This is a genomic window from Kocuria rhizophila DC2201, assembly GCF_000010285.1.
Lineage (GTDB): Bacteria > Actinomycetota > Actinomycetes > Actinomycetales > Micrococcaceae > Kocuria > Kocuria rhizophila_A.
The window spans coordinates 756402-776127 of the sequence record NC_010617.1 but is presented as its reverse complement, the minus strand read 5'-3'; the positions used below and the strand labels follow the sequence as shown (position 1 = coordinate 776127).

The 19726-nt window shown below is 72.5% G+C and carries 19 protein-coding genes and 1 tRNA gene; 8 read left to right on the top strand and 12 right to left on the bottom strand.

Annotated features, from left to right (window positions below):
* Positions 1-158: 158 nt before the first annotated feature.
* Both KRH_RS03460 and KRH_RS03455 read right to left on the bottom strand, forming a co-directional pair.
* Entirely contained in the window at positions 159-1238 is a 1080-nt protein-coding gene (locus tag KRH_RS03460; protein WP_041297306.1) for a 4-hydroxy-3-methylbut-2-enyl diphosphate reductase, read from the bottom strand.
* Positions 1222-2148, bottom strand: a complete 927-nt coding sequence (locus KRH_RS03455) for a hypothetical protein (RefSeq protein WP_012397783.1) — start codon at positions 2146-2148, stop codon at positions 1222-1224. The genes KRH_RS03460 and KRH_RS03455 overlap by 17 nt, the downstream gene beginning before the upstream one ends.
* Before the next feature lie 58 nt (positions 2149-2206).
* On the opposite strand from KRH_RS03455, the gene xseA reads away from it, so the two are divergent.
* Positions 2207-3520 (top strand): exodeoxyribonuclease VII large subunit, encoded by a 1314-nt coding sequence (xseA, locus tag KRH_RS03450; protein WP_012397782.1) that lies wholly within the window; start codon positions 2207-2209, stop codon positions 3518-3520.
* A gap of 105 nt (positions 3521-3625) precedes the next feature.
* Positions 3626-3916: an exodeoxyribonuclease VII small subunit gene (locus KRH_RS03445; RefSeq protein ID WP_012397781.1), complete on the top strand. Its 291-nt coding sequence runs from the start codon at positions 3626-3628 to the stop codon at positions 3914-3916.
* A gap of 13 nt (positions 3917-3929) precedes the next feature.
* Here the strand turns inward: KRH_RS03445 and KRH_RS03440 are convergent, their stop codons facing one another.
* From KRH_RS03440 to KRH_RS03430, 3 genes are all read right to left on the bottom strand, one after another.
* Positions 3930-5147 (bottom strand): pyridoxal phosphate-dependent aminotransferase, encoded by a 1218-nt coding sequence (locus KRH_RS03440; RefSeq protein WP_012397780.1) that lies wholly within the window; start codon positions 5145-5147, stop codon positions 3930-3932.
* Positions 5148-5211: 64 nt separating this feature from the next.
* Positions 5212-6261, bottom strand: a complete 1050-nt coding sequence (locus KRH_RS03435; protein WP_012397779.1) for a glycine betaine ABC transporter substrate-binding protein — start codon at positions 6259-6261, stop codon at positions 5212-5214.
* Entirely contained in the window at positions 6258-6776 is a 519-nt protein-coding gene (locus tag KRH_RS03430; protein WP_012397778.1) for an NUDIX hydrolase, read from the bottom strand. Before KRH_RS03430 ends, KRH_RS03435 begins: the two co-directional genes overlap by 4 nt.
* A gap of 241 nt (positions 6777-7017) precedes the next feature.
* On the opposite strand from KRH_RS03430, the gene corA reads away from it, so the two are divergent.
* Positions 7018-8049, top strand: a complete 1032-nt coding sequence (gene corA, locus KRH_RS03425; RefSeq protein WP_012397777.1) for a magnesium/cobalt transporter CorA — start codon at positions 7018-7020, stop codon at positions 8047-8049.
* 178 nt (positions 8050-8227) lie between these two features.
* Complete coding sequence (locus KRH_RS03420; RefSeq protein WP_041297305.1) at positions 8228-9304, top strand: mechanosensitive ion channel family protein; 1077 nt, start codon at positions 8228-8230, stop codon at positions 9302-9304.
* Between the two features lie 103 nt (positions 9305-9407).
* Here the strand turns inward: KRH_RS03420 and KRH_RS03415 are convergent, their stop codons facing one another.
* A complete protein-coding gene (locus KRH_RS03415) occupies positions 9408-10580 on the bottom strand; it encodes a LysR substrate-binding domain-containing protein (RefSeq protein WP_012397775.1) in 1173 nt (390 codons plus the stop codon).
* Positions 10581-10689: 109 nt separating this feature from the next.
* Between KRH_RS03415 and KRH_RS03410 the strand changes: the two genes are divergently transcribed.
* The 4 genes from KRH_RS03410 to KRH_RS03395 all read left to right on the top strand — a co-directional run bounded on the left by KRH_RS03410 (position 10690) and on the right by KRH_RS03395 (position 13160).
* Positions 10690-10762, top strand: a tRNA-Ala gene (locus tag KRH_RS03410).
* 166 nt (positions 10763-10928) lie between these two features.
* Positions 10929-11570 (top strand): pyroglutamyl-peptidase I, encoded by a 642-nt coding sequence (locus KRH_RS03405; RefSeq protein WP_012397774.1) that lies wholly within the window; start codon positions 10929-10931, stop codon positions 11568-11570.
* A gap of 181 nt (positions 11571-11751) precedes the next feature.
* Positions 11752-12231: an ArsR/SmtB family transcription factor gene (locus KRH_RS03400; protein WP_012397773.1), complete on the top strand. Its 480-nt coding sequence runs from the start codon at positions 11752-11754 to the stop codon at positions 12229-12231.
* Positions 12231-13160 carry a cation diffusion facilitator family transporter gene (locus tag KRH_RS03395; protein ID WP_012397772.1) on the top strand — a complete coding sequence of 310 codons (930 nt, stop codon included), beginning with the start codon at positions 12231-12233 and terminating at the stop codon, positions 13158-13160. The genes KRH_RS03400 and KRH_RS03395 overlap by 1 nt, the downstream gene beginning before the upstream one ends.
* A 33-nt stretch (positions 13161-13193) precedes the next feature.
* Here KRH_RS03395 and KRH_RS03390 read toward each other — a convergent pair whose 3' ends face one another.
* From KRH_RS03390 to KRH_RS03365, 6 genes are all read right to left on the bottom strand, one after another.
* Positions 13194-14378, bottom strand: a complete 1185-nt coding sequence (locus KRH_RS03390) for a M20 metallopeptidase family protein (RefSeq protein WP_012397771.1) — start codon at positions 14376-14378, stop codon at positions 13194-13196.
* A 135-nt stretch (positions 14379-14513) separates the two neighbouring features.
* On the bottom strand, positions 14514-15698 hold the full coding sequence (locus KRH_RS03385) for a M20 metallopeptidase family protein (protein ID WP_012397770.1): 1185 nt from the start codon (positions 15696-15698) through the stop codon (positions 14514-14516).
* 30 nt (positions 15699-15728) lie between these two features.
* Positions 15729-16478, bottom strand: a complete 750-nt coding sequence (locus KRH_RS12460) for a DUF3253 domain-containing protein (protein ID WP_012397769.1) — start codon at positions 16476-16478, stop codon at positions 15729-15731.
* Entirely contained in the window at positions 16475-17425 is a 951-nt protein-coding gene (locus KRH_RS03375) for a WcbI family polysaccharide biosynthesis putative acetyltransferase (protein WP_012397768.1), read from the bottom strand. The genes KRH_RS12460 and KRH_RS03375 overlap by 4 nt, the downstream gene beginning before the upstream one ends.
* Positions 17418-18656 (bottom strand): glycosyltransferase family 2 protein, encoded by a 1239-nt coding sequence (locus tag KRH_RS03370; protein ID WP_012397767.1) that lies wholly within the window; start codon positions 18654-18656, stop codon positions 17418-17420. The genes KRH_RS03375 and KRH_RS03370 overlap by 8 nt, the downstream gene beginning before the upstream one ends.
* On the bottom strand, positions 18653-19669 hold the full coding sequence (locus KRH_RS03365; RefSeq protein ID WP_012397766.1) for a hypothetical protein: 1017 nt from the start codon (positions 19667-19669) through the stop codon (positions 18653-18655). The genes KRH_RS03370 and KRH_RS03365 overlap by 4 nt, the downstream gene beginning before the upstream one ends.
* Positions 19670-19726 lie beyond the last annotated feature (57 nt).

Genomic DNA, 19726 nt, shown 5'->3' with positions numbered 1-19726 from the left:
CGCCCAGGGCAAGGGCCTGACGCCGGGCTCAACGTGAGGGGCGGGTGCCGGGGCTCGACGCGAGGGACCGGCACCAGGGCTCAGCGTGAGGAGCGGTTGCCGAGACTCGACGTGAGGAGCGGGTGCTGGGGCCCAGTAGAAGGACCCGGCGCCACAGCTCACCGCGAGGGCTTGGTGCCGCGGCCACCCAGACCGCGGGTGGTGTCCCCGTCCTTCGCGAGCTTGGCGCGCAGCTCCTTGGGCAGGGAGAAGAGGATGTCCTCCTGGGCGGTCACCACTTCCTCGACCTCCCCGTAGCCGTACTCCGCGAGCAGGTCCAGAACCTGCTGCACGAGCACCTCGGGCACCGACGCACCGGAGGTCAGCCCCACGGTGGCCACGCCCTCGAACCAGGACTCGTCCACCTGGTTGGCAAAGTCCACGCGCTCCGCGCGCCGGGCCCCGTACTCCAGGGCCACCTCCTTGAGGCGCACCGAGTTGGAGGAGTTCGCCGAACCCACCACCAGCACCAGGTCCGCCTGCGGGGCGATCTCCTTGATCGCGGCCTGCCGGTTGGAGGTGGCGTAGCAGATGTCGTCGCTGGGCGGGTCGATCATGTTGGGGAACTTGGCACGCAGCCGGTTCACCGTCTCCATGGTCTCGTCCACGCTGAGGGTGGTCTGGGACAGCCACACGACTTTGTCGGGATCGTGCACCTCCAGGGTGTCCACGTCCTCCGGGGAGTTCACGATCTGGATGTGCTCGGGAGCCTCCCCGAACGTGCCCTCGACCTCCTCGTGGCCCACGTGTCCGATCAGGAGGATCTCGTAGTCGTTCTTGGCGAAGCGCACGGCCTCGCGGTGCACCTTGGTGACCAGCGGGCAGGTGGCGTCGATGGTGTGGAGGTTGCGGTCGTGGGCGGACTGCACCACGGCCGGAGACACCCCGTGGGCGGAGAACACGACCAGCGAGCCCTCGGGGACCTCGTCGGTCTCCTCCACGAACACGGCGCCGCGTTCCTCGAGCGTTTGCACCACGTGCTTGTTGTGCACGATCTCCTTGCGCACGTACACCGGGGCACCGTAGTGCTCCAGCGCCTTCTCCACGGCGATCACGGCCCGGTCCACGCCCGCGCAGTAGCCGCGCGGCGCGGCCAGCAGCACCTTGCGCCCGGTGACCGGGGCGGCGTCGGCAATCTCCTGGGGAGTGCGACGCACCCGGGGAACGGTGGGCATGGAGAGGTCAACCACGGTGGACATGTCCTCCATCGTAAGTGACCGTACGGACACGCACCACGGCGCCGGTCACACCCACCACCGCCACCCCGGCGGCCCACATCATCGCCTCCACGCAGCGCGCGACGAACGAGTCCCGCAGCAGGGAGAAGATCTGCTCCGTGACCAGGTGGGCCACGGGATCCACGGCGGAGGCGTTCACCACGGTGCGGGTGGCCACGAGTCCCAGGCACAGCAGGATCCCGGCGCACACCACCCCGGCGGCCCCCACACCGGCGAGCGCCGTCCACCGCCGGGGTGCGCAGAGCACGCAGAGCACCGCGGCGGCACCGGCGAACCACGGCAGCACGTAGCGCCACTGGGCGAGCCGCACGAGAGCGTCCACCACCGGGCCGGTGTGCGCGCCGGGGACCGTGATCCGCAGGGCGTGGGTGTCGATGCCCGGGGAGATGCCCACGGTGTCCTGGACCTGGTGGTCCACCGCCCGGCCCAGTGCGCCGAGGTCCACCACGAGCTCGTCGGGAGCGGCACCGGCCGAGGGGGTGAGGGGGACGTTGGCGTCGTGGGTGTCGTTGAGCACCTGGATCCAGGTGCCCTCCTGCTCCGGCGCCGTGAGCCACGTGCGGGCGGCGTCCACCACGGCCGTGCGGAGCCTCTCGACGGCCCGGTCCACGGGGGCGATGCCGGTGTCCGCGTCCTGCAGCACGCCGAGCGTGGCGCGGTCCAGCACGGCGCCCACGAGCTCGTCCTGGAAGGAGGTCTCCGTGATCACGGCGGCGGCCGTGTCCTGGAACCCGGAGGGCGAGAGCACGTGGTCCTGCAGCCACGTGATCCCCAGCCACAGCGCGAATCCCGCCCCGGCCAGCACGGCCAGCAGCGCCGCGGCGAGGCTGCGGAGGGGTGCGGGAACGCGGGGGCGCGCGGAGGAGCTCACCGCTCCACTGTAGTGAGAACACGCTGTGCGTGTCCCCGGCGGGTGATACTCATGGACCATGGACACCTCGTTCCCCCACGACGCCGCGCCGCACGCCCACGGCGCCCCCGGGCAGCAGGAACCGCCCGCTGAGCTGCCCCGGCTGGCCCGGGACACCTCCCCGGAGAATCCCTGGCCGCTGAGCAAGCTCTCGCACGCTCTGCACGGCTGGGTCCAGAAGGCCCCGGACGCCTGGGTCGAGGGGCAGGTGATCGAGGTCAACGAGCGCGCCCGCGTCTGCTACGTGACGCTGCGCGACCTCCAGGAGGAGGCGTCCGTGAGCGTAACCCTCTTCAAGAAGGAGATGGCCCGCCTGGAGCGCCCGCTCGAACGGGGTTCACGCGTGGTCGTGAACCTGCAGGCGGACTTCTACGTCAAGACCGGTCGGCTCTCCATGCTGGGCCGGGACATCCGCCCCGTGGGCCTGGGGGACCTGCTGGAGCGCCTCGAACGGCTGCGCCGCGCCCTCGCGGACGAGGGACTCTTCGACCCCGCCCGCAAGAAGCCCCTGCCCGTGCTGCCCCACCGCGTGGGCCTGATCACCGGGCGCAACTCGGACGCCGAGAAGGACGTGGTGCGCAACGCCACCAACCGCTGGCCGGGCGTGCAGTTCGAGATCCGCGAGGTCCCCGTCCAGGGCTCAGGCTCGGCACGCGCCGTCATCGGGGCGCTGGAGGAGCTCGACGCCATGGCCGAGGTGGACGTGATCGTGATCGCCCGCGGTGGCGGCGCCTTCGAGGACCTGCTCTCGTTCAGCGAGGAGTCCCTGCTGCGCGCGGTCTTCGCGGCCCGCACCCCGGTGGTCAGCGCGATCGGCCACGAGAACGACCAGCCCCTGCTGGACCACGTGGCGGACGTGCGGGCTTCGACCCCCACGGACGCCGGCAAGCGCGTGGTCCCGGACGTCCACGAGGAGCGGCTGCGCCTCGGGCAGGCCCGCGCCGCCCTGGACCGCGCCGTGGGGTCGCTGATCGAGCGGGAGCAGCAGGGCCTGGCCACCGTGCGCTCGCGCCCGGTGCTCTCCCAGCCGGACGGCATGATCCTCGTGCGCGAGGAGGACCTCGACCGCTGGCGCACCCGGGCGTGGACCGCCACGAACTCCCTCACCCTGCGGGCCCAGGACTCCGTGGCCCAGATGCGCGCCCGGGTCCGCGCACTCTCCCCGCAGCAGACCCTGGACCGCGGCTACGCCGTGGTGCAGACCACGGACGGCTCCGTGCTCACGGACGCCTCCCGCGCGCAGGTGGGTCAGCAGCTCACCGTGCGGCTGGCCGCCGGGGAGCTCGGCGTGGACGTCACCGGCACGAGCACCCGCCAGCCGGGCGAGCACTGACCCATTCCCCAGCCCCGCGCGGCGCGTCCCCTCAGTGCCTTTCTCGGGGCGCCGCCCAGCACCGCACACCCCGCATCACCAGAGATCACCACCGGAAGGAACACCGTGGCACAGCAGAACCAGAACGCCGACTCCCAGCAGAGCCCCCAGCAGGGGGCGCCGGACCTCTCCGACATCGACCACCTGAGCTACGAGCAGGCCCGCGAGCAGCTCGTGCAGATCGTCTCCCAGCTCGAGACGGGCGGCACCTCCCTGGAGGAGTCCCTGCAGCTGTGGGAGCGCGGCGAGGCCCTCGCCACCCGCTGCGAGCAGTGGCTCGACGGCGCCCGGGAACGGCTCGACGCCGCCCGCGCCCGTCGTGAGGACCGGGAGCAGGCGGCGTCGTCGTCCGAGTGACGCGCGCGCGGCGCTACTGCTGGTAGGTCGAGAGGAACTCGCCCAGCCGGTCCAGGGCCGTGTCCAGCATGTCCACGGCCGGCAGGGTGACCAGCCGGAAGTGGTCCGGCTCGCTCCAGTTGAACGCGGAGCCGTGGCTCAGCAGGATCTTCTGCTCCTTGAGCAGGTCCAGGGCGAAGCGCTCATCGTCCACGATCCCGAACTTCTCCACGTCCAGCTTGGGGAACAGGTAGAGCGCCCCACGGGCCTGCTGGCACGTGACGCCGTCGATCTCGTTGAGCTTGCGGTGCGCAATGTCCCGCTGGGCCTTGAGGCGCCCGCCGGGGAGGATGAGGTCGTTGATCGACTGGTACCCGCCCAGGGCGGTCTGGATGGCGTGCTGCGCGGGCACGTTGGCGCACATGCGCATGTTGGCGAGCAGCTTGATGCCCTCCAGGTAGGACTCCGCCCGCCAGTTGGGCCCGGTGATCGCGAGCCACCCGGAGCGGTAGCCCGCCACCCGGTAGGCCTTGGAGAGCCCGGAGAACGTCAGGCACAGCACGTCCTCGCCGGTGAGGCTCGCGGTGTTGATCATCTCGGCGTCGTCGTAGGTGATCTTCTCGTAGATCTCGTCCGAGAACAGGATGAGGTCGTGCTCCTTGGCCAGGTCCACGATCTTCTGCAGGGTCTCCCGCGAGTACACCGCACCCGTGGGGTTGTTGGGGTTGATGATCACGATGCCCTTGGTGCGCTCCGTGATCTTCGAGGCCATGTCCTCGAGGTCCGGGTTCCACCCGTTCTCCTCGTCGCACCGGTAGTGCACGGGGGTGCCGCCGGACAGCGCCACCGAGGCGGTCCACAGCGGGTAGTCCGGGGAGGGGATCAGCAGCTCGTCACCGGGGTTGCACAGCGCCTGCAGGGTCATGGTGATCAGCTCGGACACGCCGTTGCCCAAATAGACGTCGTCGGTGTCCAGGTTCATGATCCCGCGCGTCTGGTAGTACTGCACCACCGCGGTGCGCGCGGAGTAGATGCCGCGGGAGTCCGAGTAGCCCTGCGCGTTCGGCAGGTTCTTGATCATGTCCACCAGGATGGCGTCCGGTGCCTCGAAGCCGAAGGGTGCGGGGTTGCCGATGTTCAGGCGCAGGATGCGCTGACCGGCGGCCTCCATCTTCTCCGCCTGCTCCAGCACGGGGCCGCGGATGTCGTAGAGGACGTTCTTCAGTTTGTCGGACTGCTTCACCTTTGCCATGGGGCCAGACTACTCGGGGCCTACCGGCGGGTTCCGGGCATGACACCCCGGCCCGGACGGCCGGTCAGCGCGGGCGGTCCCGCACGTAGGCGGCGGTCTTCTCCGGGCTCATCGCGGGGTGCTCGCCGCCGGCCAGGCGGGTGATGGTGCTGAGATCCTCGGAGCTCAAGTCCGCGGAGACCGCGTTGACCGACGCGGTGGCACTGTCGCTGAGGGTCTGCGAGCTGAGCACCACCTCGCGCTCGGGGCGGAAGAGCCGGTCGGGGTCGTCGAGCACCACGAGCCCCTCGTCCTGGATCACCGGCTCGGAGGACTTGAGCACCGCGGCCTGCACCTTGTCCTGCAGCAGGGCGTCCACGAGCTCGTCCGTGCTGCCGTACTCGTGTGCCGACCTGGGCGAGCACCGGTAGTAGGCCTTCAGCCCGCGGGTGCCCTGGGCGCTGTCCGCGTAGCCGGAGGGCATGCCCACGGAGAGCTTGCCGCACTGCTTTCCCGCGGAGTTCATGTCCCCCAGCGAGTACTGCGCGTCGGTCGCGGCGGTCACCACCATTCGGTCCGTGCGCTGCGCCGGGGAGGAGTCGAGCACCTGCAGCCCGCTCGGCAGCACCTGCGGCAGGGCGCGGTACACGTCGTCCTCGGACGGGCCGGTCTCCCCCGTGATCCCCAGGAACTGCCCGAGCGAGTCGAGCAGTCCGCGCGGGGCGTCCGTGCCCTCGGAGGCGTCGGCGGAGGGGGTGGGGCTGGCTCCGGGGCGCTGCGCGTCGGGCAGCTCGTGCTGGCGGGCGTAGACGTAGAGGTCACCGGTGAAGTCGGGGACCATGGTGGCCCGCCCGTCCCGCAGCGCGGCGAAGATCTGCTCCCGGCTGCTGCCCACGTCCACCACGGTGGCGGCCACGCCGTCCGCGGCCAGCCGCTGCTGGTAGAGGTGGGCGAGCACGCGGGTCTGGGTGTCCACGCCGGTGGCGATCTTCACGGTCTCCGCCGGGGACGACGCCGCCGCGCCGGGTTCCCCGCCGCCCGCCCCGTCCTGCTCCGTGCCGGTTCCGCACGCGCTCAGCGCGAGGGCCGCCGTGAGCACCACGGCCGCCGCCCGCAGCCGCGCGGTGTGCGTCACCGGTCCCCGGCCGGTTCGGTGGACACGTCCTGCTCCGCCACCCGCTCCGGGGGCGTGGCCGCGGCGTCCACCACGTCGGTGAGACCGGCCAGCCGCAGCCCCTGGTCCACGAGGTCCAGGCGCTTGAGGGAGCCCAGACGCGCGAACGGGACCCAGGCGGCGTCGTCCGAGGAGCCGTCCTGCTCCACCGCGAGCTCACCGCCGGTGACGTGCGCGGTGTAGAGCACGCGGCACGCGTGGTTGCCGCGCGTGGTGGAGTCCAACCGCTGCTCCGGGCTCATCCAGTAGCTGTGCACGCCCACAAGACCGTCCGAGACCACGCGGTAGCCGGTCTCCTCGCAGACCTCCCGCAGCATGGTCTCCTCGGGCTGCTCCCCCGGTTCCATGCCGCCACCGGGAAGCGTCCACGCGCCCTCGAAATCGGGGTGGCGGGGGTTCCAGTGCGTGAGCAGCAGGTGCTCGTCTCGGGTGATCAGGGCGTAGGCGCCCACGCGGGAATCGAACGGCTGGCTCATGGCGGCCAGTCTAGTGGCGCACCCCGCACGTCACCTGGCAGAGGGGTCACCACCTCGCGGGCGAGCGGACCCGTACGGTGTGCATGCCGGGTCCCGGGCCGCGAGCGCACTGGGCTTCCCCGGCGCGGTGCGCGCAGAGCCGAGTGGGTGCCGCGCGGAGCCGGCCGGGCGGCGTCGTCGTCCGGGGCGGACCGGCAGGGCGGGGAACCGGGGGCGGGCCCGGGACCCCCATAATGGGCGGGTGAGCATCGTGGAGAACGCCATTTACCGCAACGGCCGCAAGGTCGAGACCCCCCGGTCGCTGGAGGAGACGTACACGCTCCTGAAGCGCGCGATCGACCGTTCCGAGGGGGACGAGCACGGTTCCGGGACGGTCCTCGCGTGGATCGGGCTGTACCGGCCCACGCCCGAGGAGATCCGGTCCCTGGCCGAGCACTTCCAGCTCCACGAGCTCGCCGTGGAGGACACCATCCAGGCGCACCAGCGGCCCAAGATGGAGCGCTACGGGCAGACGCTGTTCACCGTGATCCGCCCGGCCGTGTACCAGGACGAGACCGAGACCGTGGAGATCGGGGAGATCCACATCTTCACCGGCCCCAACTTCGTGATCACCATCCGCCACTCCGAGTCCAGCGGTGTGAGCCGCGTGCGCAAGCGCGTGGAGGCGGACCAGGAGCTGCTGTGCCTCGGCCCGGACGGGGTGCTCTACGCGCTGCTGGACCAGATCGTGGACGACTACTTCCCCGTGCTCTCCGGGCTGGAGAACGACATCGACGAGATCGAGGACGCCCTGTTCGCCGGGCAGCCGAACGTGTCCCAGCGGATCTACGAGCTCGCCCGCGAGATCAACGACTTCCACCGCGGCGTGGCCCCGCTCAGCGACGTGATGCAGCGCTACTTCGCCGGGTTCACCAAGTACGGCACCCACCAGGAGCTGCAGCACCGGCTGCGGGACGTGCTGGACCACGTGATCGCGGTCAGCGGCAAGCTCGAGTCCATGCGCGCCTCCCTCACGGACGCCATGAGCGTGGACTCCACCCTCACCACGGCCCGGCAGAACGAGGCCGCGATGGTGCAGAACGAGCAGATGAAGAAGATCTCCTCGTGGGCGGCCATCCTGTTCGCGCCCTCGATCGTGGGCTCCATCTACGGCATGAACTTCAAGGCCATGCCCGAGTTGGAGTGGGCCCTCGGCTACCCCATGGCGCTCGTGCTCATGCTGCTCGTGGGCCTGGTGCTCTACGTGGTGTTCAAGGTCAAGGACTGGCTGTGAGCGGGCGGGCCCGTAAACCTGCGGGCCCGCCCGGTCGCCCGTTGGCCGTGAGCTCGCGGCGCTGCGAGCGGGCCCGACGGTCCGTCGGCTCGCGCGTGACGGGACGACGTCGCCCGCCCGGGTGACGCCCACCCCGCACCGAGCGCGCGCCCACCCCGGGCCGATACGCTGAACCGTGATGCACAATCTCGAATTCTGGCTCGACAAACCCTTCCGTGTGCTCCTGGTGCTGCTGGGGGCCGTGATCGTCTCCGCCGTGGTGCGCGTGGTGATCCGCAAGGTGACCCGCGGAATCGCGCGCGGCACGCAGTCCCGGATCGTCAAGCGCTTCGACCACGGGCAGTCCCGGTGGGTCCAGGACGCCGGCGTCGCCGCGGAACGCCAGGCCCTGAGGGCGCGGACCATCGGGGCGGTGCTGGCCTCGGTGTCCACGATCGTGGTGTGGGCCATCGCGATCCTCATGATCATCTCCGAACTCGGCTTCAACATCGCCCCGGTGATCGCCTCCGCCGGGATCGCGGGCGTGGCGCTGTCCTTCGGCGCGCAGTCCCTGGTGAAGGACTACCTCTCGGGCATCTTCATGGTCGCCGAGGACCAGCTGGGCATCGGGGACTCCGTGGACGTGGGCGAGGCCATCGGCACCGTGGAGAACGTAGGCCTGCGGGTCACCCAGGTGCGTGACGTCAAGGGCACCCTGTGGCACGTGCGCAACGGGGAGATCCTGCGGGTGGGCAACCAGTCCCAGGGCTGGGCGCGCTGCGTGCTGGACATCCCCGTGCCCTACGACACCAACATCGACCTCGTGGCGGACATGATCGAGCACGAGGCCCAGCTGGTGCGCGACGATCCGGACGTGGGCCCCAGCATCGTGGCCGACCCCGAGGTGTGGGGCGTGGAGAACGTCACGGGTGAGAGCATCGTGATCCGGCTCGCCGTGAAGACCGCCCCGCTCGAGCAGTGGGACGTGGCCCGCGTGATGCGCGTGCGGATCAAGAAGATGCTGGACCGGGACGGGCTGCGCATCCCCCTGATCAACCAGGTCACGGTGCGCACCGGTTCCGAGCCCGAGACCCGCGCGGACATGCCCACCACGTCCTTCCCCGTGCCGCGCGTTCCCACCACGGGGCAGGTGCGGACCACGCCGGTCTACCCGCACGCCTCCCCCGCCCAGAGCCACACCCCGGACGGTCGCACGCCCAGCCGGGACGAGACGGGCGAGGGCACCAGCTCCTCGGAGCGCCGCGGGGACGGCTGAGCCCCGCCGCACCTGACGTCCCGTTCCCGGCAGGCCCCGCTGACGACGCCGCCCGGGGCCTTCTCCGCTCCGGTTGACGTGGTGCCGGACAACGCCCTCCGGTTCAGCGCCGCTTCTTGGAGCGGCTGTTCTTGACCTTGCGCCCGGGCTTGCGACGCAACCCCGGCTTGGTGCTCGCCCCGGCCTTCGCCCACCCACCGGACTGTGCCCTGCCGCTGCGCTTCGCGGGCACCTTCTCGCTCGTCCCGCCCGCCTCCGCCGGGGCCGGCGTGCGCTCCGGGGCACCCTGGCGGGTGGTCATCGGCGCCGCATCCCGTCCGCCGTTCGCGGTGTCACGGGCCCCGCCCGGATGTCCCCCTGTCTGGGACCCCGCGGACGACGCCGCCCGTTCGGCCCCCGCGGGTTCGTCCCGCCCGCTGGACTCCTTGCGCCCGCGCACGATGCCCACGAAGCGCTGCACGGCGCCCTCCATGTCCTCGTCCAGACCACGGGGCCAGACGAGGAAGACGGGAACGGTCGGGGCGTCCGTGAGTTCGCGGGCGGTGACGTCCTTGCGGGCGTGCAGCCGCGCCACGGACATGGGCAGCACCACGGGACCCACACCGGCGGCCGCGAGTTCCACGGCCATGGCGGCGACGTCGATGTCCGCGTGCGCCTGGGGTGTGGACTCCTCGTGGAGCTGCGCGGTGGTGAGGGTGTCCAGGACGCTCAGGACGTCGTCGGTGCTGAGCACGACCACCTGCCGCTCGTCGTAGAGGTGCACGGCGTGGTGGGTGGTCCGCAGCTGCTCCAGGGTGGGGTCCACAGACGACCAGCCGAGGCGCACGAAGCACGCGGTGACACTCGCGGAGTCCAGGGCCTCCCGCCAGCCGGCGGCCGTCAGCAGCTCGTCGCGCAGCACGGGCCGCAGGCGACGCTCACGCCACCGGCCGAGCCATTTCCCCGGCATCACGCCGGGAACGTAGCCGACGGTGAAGGCGGGGCCGGCGGCGTCGTGATCCTCGCCGGACCGTGAGTCCGGGCGGGGAAGGGCGTCCTCGTGCCCCGGAGCGGCAGCGGTCTCGCCCGGGGTCGGTGCGGCGGCGTCGTCGCCCGTGGGTGGTGCGGCAGCGGCGTCACCCGTGGTTGGTTCGGGAACGGCTTCCTCATGGGCCCGTGCGGCGGCGTCGCCGTGGGCCGCGGCGGGGGCACCGGTGCGGCCCGCCTCGTCGTGGCCGTCTGCGGAGCCCGCGGACGGGAGCTCGGGCGAGGATGGTGTGGGGTCCGCTGCGGTCATGGACCCACTGTAGGGCCAGCGCCGCGGCGGCGATCACGGGCCCGGTACGCCCGGTGCCCGGTGGATGTGCGAAATCGGCGCGGGAGGACTACAGTGACTCCTGTTGTTCGGGGCCTTAGCTCAGTTGGTAGAGCGTTTCGTTCGCAATGAAAAGGTCAGGGGTTCGATTCCCCTAGGCTCCACAGCAGTCCCCCGGACGAGCACCCCTCGACCCGCGGGCGACCACGAGAGGGTCCTGGAACGTCAGCGTTCCGGGGCCCTCTCGTCGTCTCCGATGATTCCTGACGCAGGGGCCGTGCATCCTGCCCGGGCAGCGACCGACCGACCGCGCGAGGATACGGTGGGCCCATGACCATCCTCGTGACCGGCTTCGAACCCTTCGGCGGTGAGACGGAGAACGCGAGCGGCGCGGCCGTTCAGCGCCTCGCCAAGATGAACGCCCCGGACGGCGTGCAGCTCGCCACGGCGATCCTCCCGGTGACGTGGTCCGGGGCCGCACCGGCGCTGCTGCGGGCCGTTGAGGAGCACCGACCGGACGCGATCGTGGCGGTGGGGGAAGCGGGTGGCCGCGCCGTCGTCACCCCGGAGCGCTGGGCCAGGAACCTGGGGCACGGGCGCATCCCGGACAACAACGGTGTGGTGCGCGACGCCGCTCCCCTGGCCCGCGGACCCGAACGCCTCGAGTCCCGCCTCGACCCGTTCGCGCTGACCCACGCCATCCGGAACGCGGGCGTCCCCGCGGAGGTCTCCGACGACGCCGGCGCGTTCCTGTGCAATGCCATCTTCTGGACCGCCCTGCACGGAACGGACCTGCCCGCTGCGTTCCTCCACGTGCCCGCGGCCAGGTCACGGGGAACGGCGCACATCGGCGCCGAGACCGACCCGGAGCACGCGCACGCGGATTCCGCACTGGGTCTCGACGACATCACTCAGGCGCTGGCCGCCGCGGTGCACGCCGCGGCGCGCAGGACACACGCACGGCCGGCCTGAACACCCCGGTCACGCGGCCACCCATCATCGCGGGCCCCCGCGGGCTGGGGCGTTTCCCCGTGGACTGCACCCGGTCATGGCCGTTGCGCAGCGCAACGGCTCCCACTGCGGTGGAACGAACCGGCCCTCGCCGGGCCCGGGTGTGGTGGCACAGCAGACCCTGGGGCGATATCATCGCTCTATGGCGATCAGTTCCACCGACCTCCCCGCACTCGACGAGCGGGCCACCCAGGCCTACGCCCACCTCTTCCAGGCCCTGGGCGAACCCACGCGCCTGGCCGTCCTGCAGCACCTGGCCTCCGGCGAGCACCGTGTGCGGGATCTCGTGGGGCACATGGAGCTGGCCCAGTCCACGGTGAGCAAGCACCTCAGTTTTCTGGCGCAGTGCGGTCTCGTCCGTGCCCGCCCCGAGGGTCGCGCCACGTGGTATTCCCTCACGCACCCCCGCGACCTTGCAGGACTCTTCGCGGTGGCCGAGCAGCTGCTGCACGTGACTGGCACCCGCGCGACGCTGTGCTCCCACCTCCACCACCCGCCCGCGGACCACGAGCCCTTGCCGGACGGCCCCCTCTCCGGGGCCGTTTCCGGGCACTCGGACACGGGCGCCCCGCTCACCGGGGCCGCAGCTGCGCCGACGACGCCGCGGCAGGAGTCCCTCTGATGGGCGCCGGTCACACGCACGAGCACGGCACGGGAGCGGGCGACCACCGCGGACGGCTGTGGATCGCATTCGGGCTGACCGCCGGAATGGTCGTGGCGCAGGCAGTGGGCTCCGTGCTCACCGGGAGCCTCGCCCTGCTCACGGACACCGTGCACGCCCTCACGGACGCCCTCGGCCTGCTCGTCGCCCTGGTGGCGGCCCACCTGATGCGCCGCCCCGCGAGCTCCAAGCACACGTGGGGCTTCCGCCGCGTGGAGGTCATTGCGGCGCTCGCGCAGGCCACCCTCCTGCTGGGCGTGGGGATCTTCGCGGTCGTCGAGGGCATCCGGCGGCTGCTGGAACCGCGGGACGTTCCCCCCACCGAGCTGCTGGTGTTCGGGGTGATCGGCCTGGCGTGCAACGTGATCGCCATCCTGGTGCTGGCCTCCGGGCGCGGTGCCAACTTCAACATGCGCGCCGCGTTCCTGGAGGTGGCCAACGACGCCCTGGGATCGCTCGGGGTGATCGTGGCCGCCGTGGTCATCGCCACCACCGGCTTCCAGCGCGCGGACACCGTGGCCGCCCTGTTCATCGCCGCACTGATCGTGCCGCGGGCGGTCACCATCATGCGGGAGACCGCCGCGGTGCTCATGGAGTTCACGCCGCAGGGGCTCGACCTGGACCTGTTCCGCGAGCACATCATGGGACTGCAGCACGTGGTGGACGTGCACGACGTCCACGCCTCCACGGTGGCCACGGGACTGCCCACCATCAGCGCCCACGTGGTGGTGGAGGACGAGTGCTTCCGGGACGGCCACGCCGCGGACCTGCTGCGGGACGTGAAAACGTGCGTGGCGGAGCACTTCGACGTCTCCGTGCACCACTCCACGTTCCAGATCGAGACCGTGGAGATCCGCGACTCCGAGTCCCACGAGATCCTGCACGCCTGACCCGTGCCCCGCCGCCCCGGGGTGACCGGCTGATCAGTCCCGCTGCAGGCGCCGCCACGCGAGCTCGGCGAGCGCCGCGGCCTGGGTGCCCAGCACGGCGTCGTCGAACAGCACCGTGGGCGAGTGGTTCCACCCGGGATTCTCCTGGGCCAGGTCCGGGGGGCTGCACTCCAGGAAGAAGAAGCAGCCCGGGACCTGGTCGAGCACGAACGAGAAGTCCTCGGAGCCCATGAGCGGGTTCGCGTCCAGTCGCACGTGGTCCTCGCCCACGAGCTCCGCGAGGGTGCCGGCCACGAACGCGGTCTCGGCGTCGTCGTTGCGGGTCAGCGGGTACAGCACGGTCCAGTCGACCTCGGCCCGGACGCCGTGGGCGGCGGCGATGCCGTGGGCGAGCTCGCGCACCGCGGCGGGGAAGGCCTCGTCACTGGCCGCCGAGAGCGTGCGCACGCTCGCCCCGAGGCTCGCACGGTCCGGGATCACGTTGAGGGCCTCCCCCGCGGAGAGCTGCGTGATGGAGGCGACCACCGGGTCGAACACGCTGAACCGGCGCGTGACCATGGTCTGCAGGGCGGTGCCGAACTCGAGCAGCGCGGGCACCGGGTCCTTGGCCGTGTGGGGCTGGGAGCCGTGCCCGCCCTCACCGTGGAACGTGACCCGCATGTAGTTGGCGCCCGCCATGGCCGTGCCCGGGCGGTAGCTGAACAGCCCGCGCTGCCCCGGGAACACGTGGATGCCGTACGCGGCCAGGGGCTTCTCACCCGTGATCTCCAGGAGCCCCTCCTCGATCATGGGCTTGGCGCCGCCCGGGCCCTCCTCCCCCGGCTGGAACATGAACACGACGTTCCCGGCGAGCTCCTCCCGGCGCGCGCTCAGCAGCCGGGCCGCGCCCACGAGACCGGCCATGTGCAGGTCGTGCCCGCACGCGTGCATCGCACCGTTGGTCGAGGCGTAGTCGAGCCCGGTCTGCTCCACCACCGGCAGCCCGTCCATGTCACCGCGCAGCAGCACCGTGGGCCCGGGCTTTGCCCCGCGCAGCACCGCCACCACGGAGGAGACCGAGCGCCCCAGGGTGATCTCCAGATCCAGCCCGTCCAGGGCGTCCACGATCCGCTGCTGGGTCCACGGGAGGTCGTTGCCCACCTCGGGGTGGGCGTGCAGGGCGCGGCGCAGAGCCACGAGCTCCGGCTGCAGGGATGCGGCATGGTCGAGGAACGTCATGGTGGAACTCCTTCACATCGGGAACGGATGGGTGGTGGTCGGTGGGCAGCGCGGCAACCCGGCCACGAAGGCGGCGGGCCGGCGCGCGGTGTCCGGGCGGCGTCGACGGACGAGGCCGGAACGAGTGCGGGCGGATCAGCCCCGCGCCACCCGCTCCCACGCCACCTCGGCGAGCGCGGCGGCCTGGTCCCCCAGGACGGAGTCGTCGAAGAGCACCGTGGGCGAGTGGTTCCAGCCGGCGTCCGCGGGGTCCACCTCGGGCGGGGTGCAGTGCAGGAAGAAGTAGCACCCGGGGACCTCGCGCAGCACGAAGGAGAAGTCCTCCGAGCCCATGCGAGGGTCCGGGTTGCGGGACACGCGCTCCGGGCCGAACACCCGGGCGAGCGTGTCGCTCACGAAGGCGGCTTCGGCGGCGTCGTTGACCGTGGGCGGGTACAGCGGCGACCAGTCCACCTGCGCGGTGAGGCCTTGGGCCGCGGCGATCCCGTCCGCGAGCTCCGTCACGAGCCGCGGGAAGCGTGCGGACGTCTCCGGGGACAGGGTGCGCACGTCCCCGGAGATCCAGGCGCTCTCCGGGATCACGTTGTTCACCTCGCCCGCGGAGAGCCGCGTCATGGTGGCCACCACGGGATCGAACACCCCGAAGCGGCGGGTGACCATGGTCTGCAGCGCGGTGCCGAACTCGCACACGGCCGTCACGGGATCCAGCGCGGTGTGGGGCTGGGACCCGTGCCCGCCGCGGCCGTGGAAGGTCACGGTTAGGTTGTTGGCGCCGGCCATCGCGGTGCCGGGCCGGTAGCTGAACTGCCCCAGAGGCCCGGGGTTCACGTGGATGCCGTAGGCCGCCACCACCCGCTCCCCGGCGATGTCCAGCACGCCCTCCTCGATCATGGGCTTGGCGCCGCCCGGGCCCTCCTCCCCCGGCTGGAACATGAACACGATGGTCCCGGCCAGCTCATCCCGGCGCGCACTCAGTAGCCGGGCCGCGCCCACGAGGGCCGCGGTGTGGAGGTCGTGACCGCACGCGTGCATCGCGCCGTTGGTCGAGGCGTAGGACAGTCCCGTCTGCTCCACCACGGGCAGTCCGTCCATGTCACCGCGCAGCAGCACCGTGGGCCCGGGCTTCGCCCCTCGCAGCACCCCGGTGACCGACGTGATCGACTCGCCCTTCGTGAGCTCCAACCCGCACCCGTCCAGCGCGGCGAGGACCTGCTGCTGCGTCCACGGCAGGTCGGTACCCAGTTCGGGGTTGGTGTGCAGTGTGCGGCGCAGCGCCACCAGCTCGTCGTGGAGCCGGCGGGCGTCGTCCAGGAAGCTCACGTGGGGACTCCTCGGTCTCGGCGGGCGGGCTCACTCCCCGTCCGCGGGCATCCCCGCGAGGTCCGGCCCCGGTGCCAGCCGGATGGGACCGCGGGCTGTACAAAGGTCCACTGTCTCACCTTTCTGGGTGACCGTGATCTCACCCACACCGGCCATGTCGCCCGCCACGTCCCGGATCTGCGGCATGAGGTCCCGCCAGTCGTCCCCGCCCAGGGTGCGGGCCACGTCCGACGGGCAGATGGTCTTGCCCGCCCGGTGCCGCAGCAGCGCGCGGATGGTCGCGGCCTCCCGCGCACGCAGCCCGTCCTCGGAGGGCTCCTCCCACCACGGTTCGCCGCGCTCGCCCAGCGCGACCTTCGCGTCCTGCACGCGGTCCCGCGCGTGCTCGTCCCTGGACTTCACGGCGCGCCGAGCGCTCATGAGCTCCGCGACCAGCTCCTTCCGGAATTTCTCGGGGATCCCGGTGTCCGTGGCCCGCCACTTCCGGCCGTTGACCACGATGTGGTGCCCGTCCGGGGTGCGCTCCGGGCCCGACGACGACGCCGCCGCGCCGCCTTCCTGCCCCTCCTCGCCCGGTCCGGCGGAACCGGTTGCGCGGCCCTGGCCCGGCCCCGCGGACCCGTTCCCGCGGTCCTCGCCGGGTCCCGCCGGCCCGTTCGCACAGTCCTTGCCGGGTCCCGCGGATCCGTTCGAGCGGCCCTTGCCGAGCCTCGCCGACCCGTTCGCGCGGCCCTCACCAGGTTCCGCGGACCCCTTCCCTCGTGCCTCGTCCGTGCTCATGCGCTCAGTCCCAGCCGGTGGATCAGGTGTTCGTGGCGCCGCAGCCCGGCAGCCACCACGGACGGGTGCTGCGCGTACCAGCGCAGGTGCTCGCCGGCGATGTCCTGCGCGGGAACGTGCTCCCCGTGGATGATCCAGTCCTCGTGCGGCCCGCCCTCCAGCTCGGCGGGGTCGTGTCCGAGGGCCGCGAGGGTGCTCGCCAGGATGGGTGCCCGGATGCCGCCCAGCAGCACCCGGCCCGGATCGGGGACCGGCGCAGACAGCCCCGCCTCGTCCAGGACCGCCGAGGCCACCGCCCGCAGCACCCCGTTGCCCGGGTGGTTGATCACGTGCACCGCATTGGGCCCGGCGGCGTCCAGCAGGGAGGCGGCGTCGAGCGTGCGGTGGGCCTCCTGACGCAGCCGGAGCTGGTGGAGCGACTCCTCGCGGGCGGCCCGGGCGGCGTCCGCGGACGGCGGGGTGAGGTCCACGCTCCGCTCACCACGGGCGGCCGCGGTGAGCACCCTCAGGTCGTGGTACGGCGCGATGGGAGGGTCCCCGACCCCGGGAGCGCGCACGATCGCGAGCGTGGGCATCAGAGCGGTCCAGCGCATCGCCGGCACCCGCACCACCCGCGCGTCCGGGGACAGCAGCGGCAGGACGTCGTCGGTGCCCAGGGGCAGCCCGCGGTATCCCGCGGCCACCGGCTGGGTGACCAGCAGGGACAGCCGGGGCAGCAGGGCGTGCAGGTGCGGCAGGTCCTGCTCCAGCAGCTCGTGCACCGGAGGCATCCGCACCCCGTGCCAGTCACCGCCGAGCGCCCCGTGCAGCAGCACACGCAGGGACTCCGCCTGGCAGTTGCCGTGCACCGCGAACAACGGCCGGTCCGGCAGCTCGCTCAGCCCGTAGAAGTCCCCGTAGTGGGCGCGGCGGCCCTCGTCCTGCGGGTCGAATCCCAGCTCAGCCATGGTGTCCCACCCTGTCCTCGAGTCGCCGGTCGGTGTGTGCGGGGTGCACCGCGCAGTCGGCGTGGTCGGACGGGGTGCACCGCGGAGACGACTCCCCGCGGTGCACGGCGCGCACCGAGCGCACCGTGAGCAGCCCGGGCACGTCGCTCTCGCCGCGCTCGCACCACACCCGCAGGGGCTCGCCCAGCGTCAGCGGAGCGTGGGCGTCCGCGAGCACGAGGGCGCGCTCCAGCAGCCCGGCCGGCGGCTCTCCCTTGCGAACGCGCGGGTCCGCAGCCAGCGCGGCCGGAACGTCCTGGCGGTCCACGAACCACAGCCCGGCGTCCGTGTCCCGGAGCAGGTGGCATGCGGTGAGGTAGGCCTCGGCGTCGTCGCGGTGGCCGTGCACGCGCACCACCGCCCAGGGCTGCGCGAAGACCACCCCGATCCCGCGCGTGCTCGGCAGCGGGATCCGCTGCGCGAGCGCGAGGGTCTCGGCGTCCTTCACTGCGCGGGTGTCCGCGCGCCCGCCCAGGTCCGGGCCGTCGTGCCATGCCCCGGCCCCGGGCACGTGGACCAGGTTGGCCCCGAGCTGCCGGCACCGGTGGGCGAGGTCCCAGTCCTCGCCGCCGTAGCCCACGAGGGACTCGTCGAAGCCGCCGCAGCGCTCGAACAGTTCCCGGTCCACGGCCAGCAGCGCACTGATGACCAGCCGGAAGTCCTCCACGCCCGCCTCGCGCAGATTCGCGGTGCGTGCGTAGCCGTCCGCGAGCCACGCGGGGTCCTGCAGCCGCCACGCCCCGGGGACGTCCTCCCCCGCCACCCAGCGCAGCACGTCCTGGATCTCCAGCCCGGACAGCTCCGCGTGGTGACGGGACCCCACGGCGAGCGCCCCGTGGCCGTCGTCCGCGGCATCGCGACCCGTGAGCAGCGCGGTGAGAAAACCGGGCTCGGGAATCATGTCCCCGTCCAGGAACACGAGCACCGTTCCCGACGCCGCCCGGGCACCCAGGTTGCGCGCCGCACCGGCCCGGAAGCCCAGGTTCTCCTGCCGCACCACCGAGCACGCGAACGAGGTGGCGGGGATGGCGGGCGGGGTGGCGGAGCCGTCGTCGGCCACGACCACCTCCATGTCGTGCGCGGGCATGTCCTGGCGGGCGAGCGCGGCGAGCAACCGGTCCAGGCCGCGCTGGTTCTCGAAGTAGGGGACCACCACGCTCACGCGGGGCGGGGCGGCGTGCTCAACCGTCATGACCGGCCTCCGCCGCCGGAGATCTGCTCCCACTGCACGGCCGCGGCCACTGCACTGGACGGCAGGTCGGTGGTGCGCCACTCGTCCGGCGCGATCCACGTGCCCGCCGGGTCCTCGAGGGCGCGGCGCAGCGCACCGGGAAGATCGTCGGTGAGGGTGAGGGCCCACGGCGCCCTGGTGGCGAGCTCCTCGAAGAAGGGGTGGGGCGTCACCAGCGGGCGGCGCCCCGCGCTGATCCACCGCCCCACGGAACCGGAGGCCGAGACGTGGGCGGGAGCGAGCACCGGGACGGTGACCTGCTGAGCGGCACGGGTCAGGGCGGCGTCGTCCAGGAAGCCCGTGGCGCGGAACGTGTGCCCGGCGCGGCGGGCGGCGCGGTCCAGCTCCCCCACGAGGTCCTCGTGACCGTCCGAGGCACGCCCGAGCGCGAGCACGTCCACCGGCAGCGGCACCCCGGCCAGCGCCTCCACCACGCGGTCGTGGCCCTTGCCGGGGTAGAGGAAGCCGAGCATGGCCACGGTGGGGCGCTCGTCCGCGGCAGCGCGCCGTCGTGCGGCCTCCCAGGGCCCGCGCTCGGGCGGGTCCACCGGGAGCGGCGCCACGAGCACGTCGGGAACGCGGGAGGCCGGGACGTGGCGATGCAGCAGCTCGCGCTCGAAGGAGCTGCTCACGATCACCGCGGACGCGATCTCCACCACCCGCGCGTAGCACGCGCGGCGAGCCTCGAACGCGTGGCCGTTGGAGGGCTGCGGGAGGTCGTGCAGGGTCACGGTCACCGGCCGCGCGCGGGCGATGCCGGCCACCGCCTCCGCCGCCGCGGCCGGCGTGGGGCCGAAGATCCTGTCGGTGAAGTGCAGGTGCACCGCGCAGCGCTCGCCCAGCAGCTCGGACCGCACGCGGTCCAGCGGCCCGGCGAGCAACCGGGCGTGCGGCGTGTGGGCCGCGAGGTTCTCCGCGTGCATCCGCACGCCGTGCTGGGCGGGGCCCACGCAGGCCAGGAGGGGTGCTGTCACACGCCCACTGTAGCGAGCGCCCCGGCTCAGCACCGCCGGCGCGCAGGCACGTGGAGG

What these genes read in the sequence shown, in the direction of transcription:
- KRH_RS03460 (WP_041297306.1), bottom strand. Translation starts at nt 1,238, where the DNA reads ATGTCCACCGTGGTTGACCTCTCCATGCCCACCGTTCCCCGGGTGCGT.
- xseA (WP_012397782.1), top strand. Translation starts at nt 2,207, where the DNA reads ATGGACACCTCGTTCCCCCACGACGCCGCGCCGCACGCCCACGGCGCC.
- KRH_RS03440 (WP_012397780.1), bottom strand. Translation starts at nt 5,147, where the DNA reads ATGGCAAAGGTGAAGCAGTCCGACAAACTGAAGAACGTCCTCTACGAC.
- KRH_RS03430 (WP_012397778.1), bottom strand. Translation starts at nt 6,776, where the DNA reads ATGAGCCAGCCGTTCGATTCCCGCGTGGGCGCCTACGCCCTGATCACC.
- KRH_RS03420 (WP_041297305.1), top strand. Translation starts at nt 8,228, where the DNA reads ATGCACAATCTCGAATTCTGGCTCGACAAACCCTTCCGTGTGCTCCTG.
- KRH_RS03415 (WP_012397775.1), bottom strand. Translation starts at nt 10,580, where the DNA reads ATGACCGCAGCGGACCCCACACCATCCTCGCCCGAGCTCCCGTCCGCG.
- KRH_RS03405 (WP_012397774.1), top strand. Translation starts at nt 10,929, where the DNA reads ATGACCATCCTCGTGACCGGCTTCGAACCCTTCGGCGGTGAGACGGAG.
- KRH_RS03400 (WP_012397773.1), top strand. Translation starts at nt 11,752, where the DNA reads ATGGCGATCAGTTCCACCGACCTCCCCGCACTCGACGAGCGGGCCACC.
- KRH_RS03395 (WP_012397772.1), top strand. Translation starts at nt 12,231, where the DNA reads ATGGGCGCCGGTCACACGCACGAGCACGGCACGGGAGCGGGCGACCAC.
- KRH_RS03390 (WP_012397771.1), bottom strand. Translation starts at nt 14,378, where the DNA reads ATGACGTTCCTCGACCATGCCGCATCCCTGCAGCCGGAGCTCGTGGCT.
- KRH_RS12460 (WP_012397769.1), bottom strand. Translation starts at nt 16,478, where the DNA reads ATGAGCACGGACGAGGCACGAGGGAAGGGGTCCGCGGAACCTGGTGAG.
- KRH_RS03375 (WP_012397768.1), bottom strand. Translation starts at nt 17,425, where the DNA reads ATGGCTGAGCTGGGATTCGACCCGCAGGACGAGGGCCGCCGCGCCCAC.
- KRH_RS03370 (WP_012397767.1), bottom strand. Translation starts at nt 18,656, where the DNA reads ATGACGGTTGAGCACGCCGCCCCGCCCCGCGTGAGCGTGGTGGTCCCC.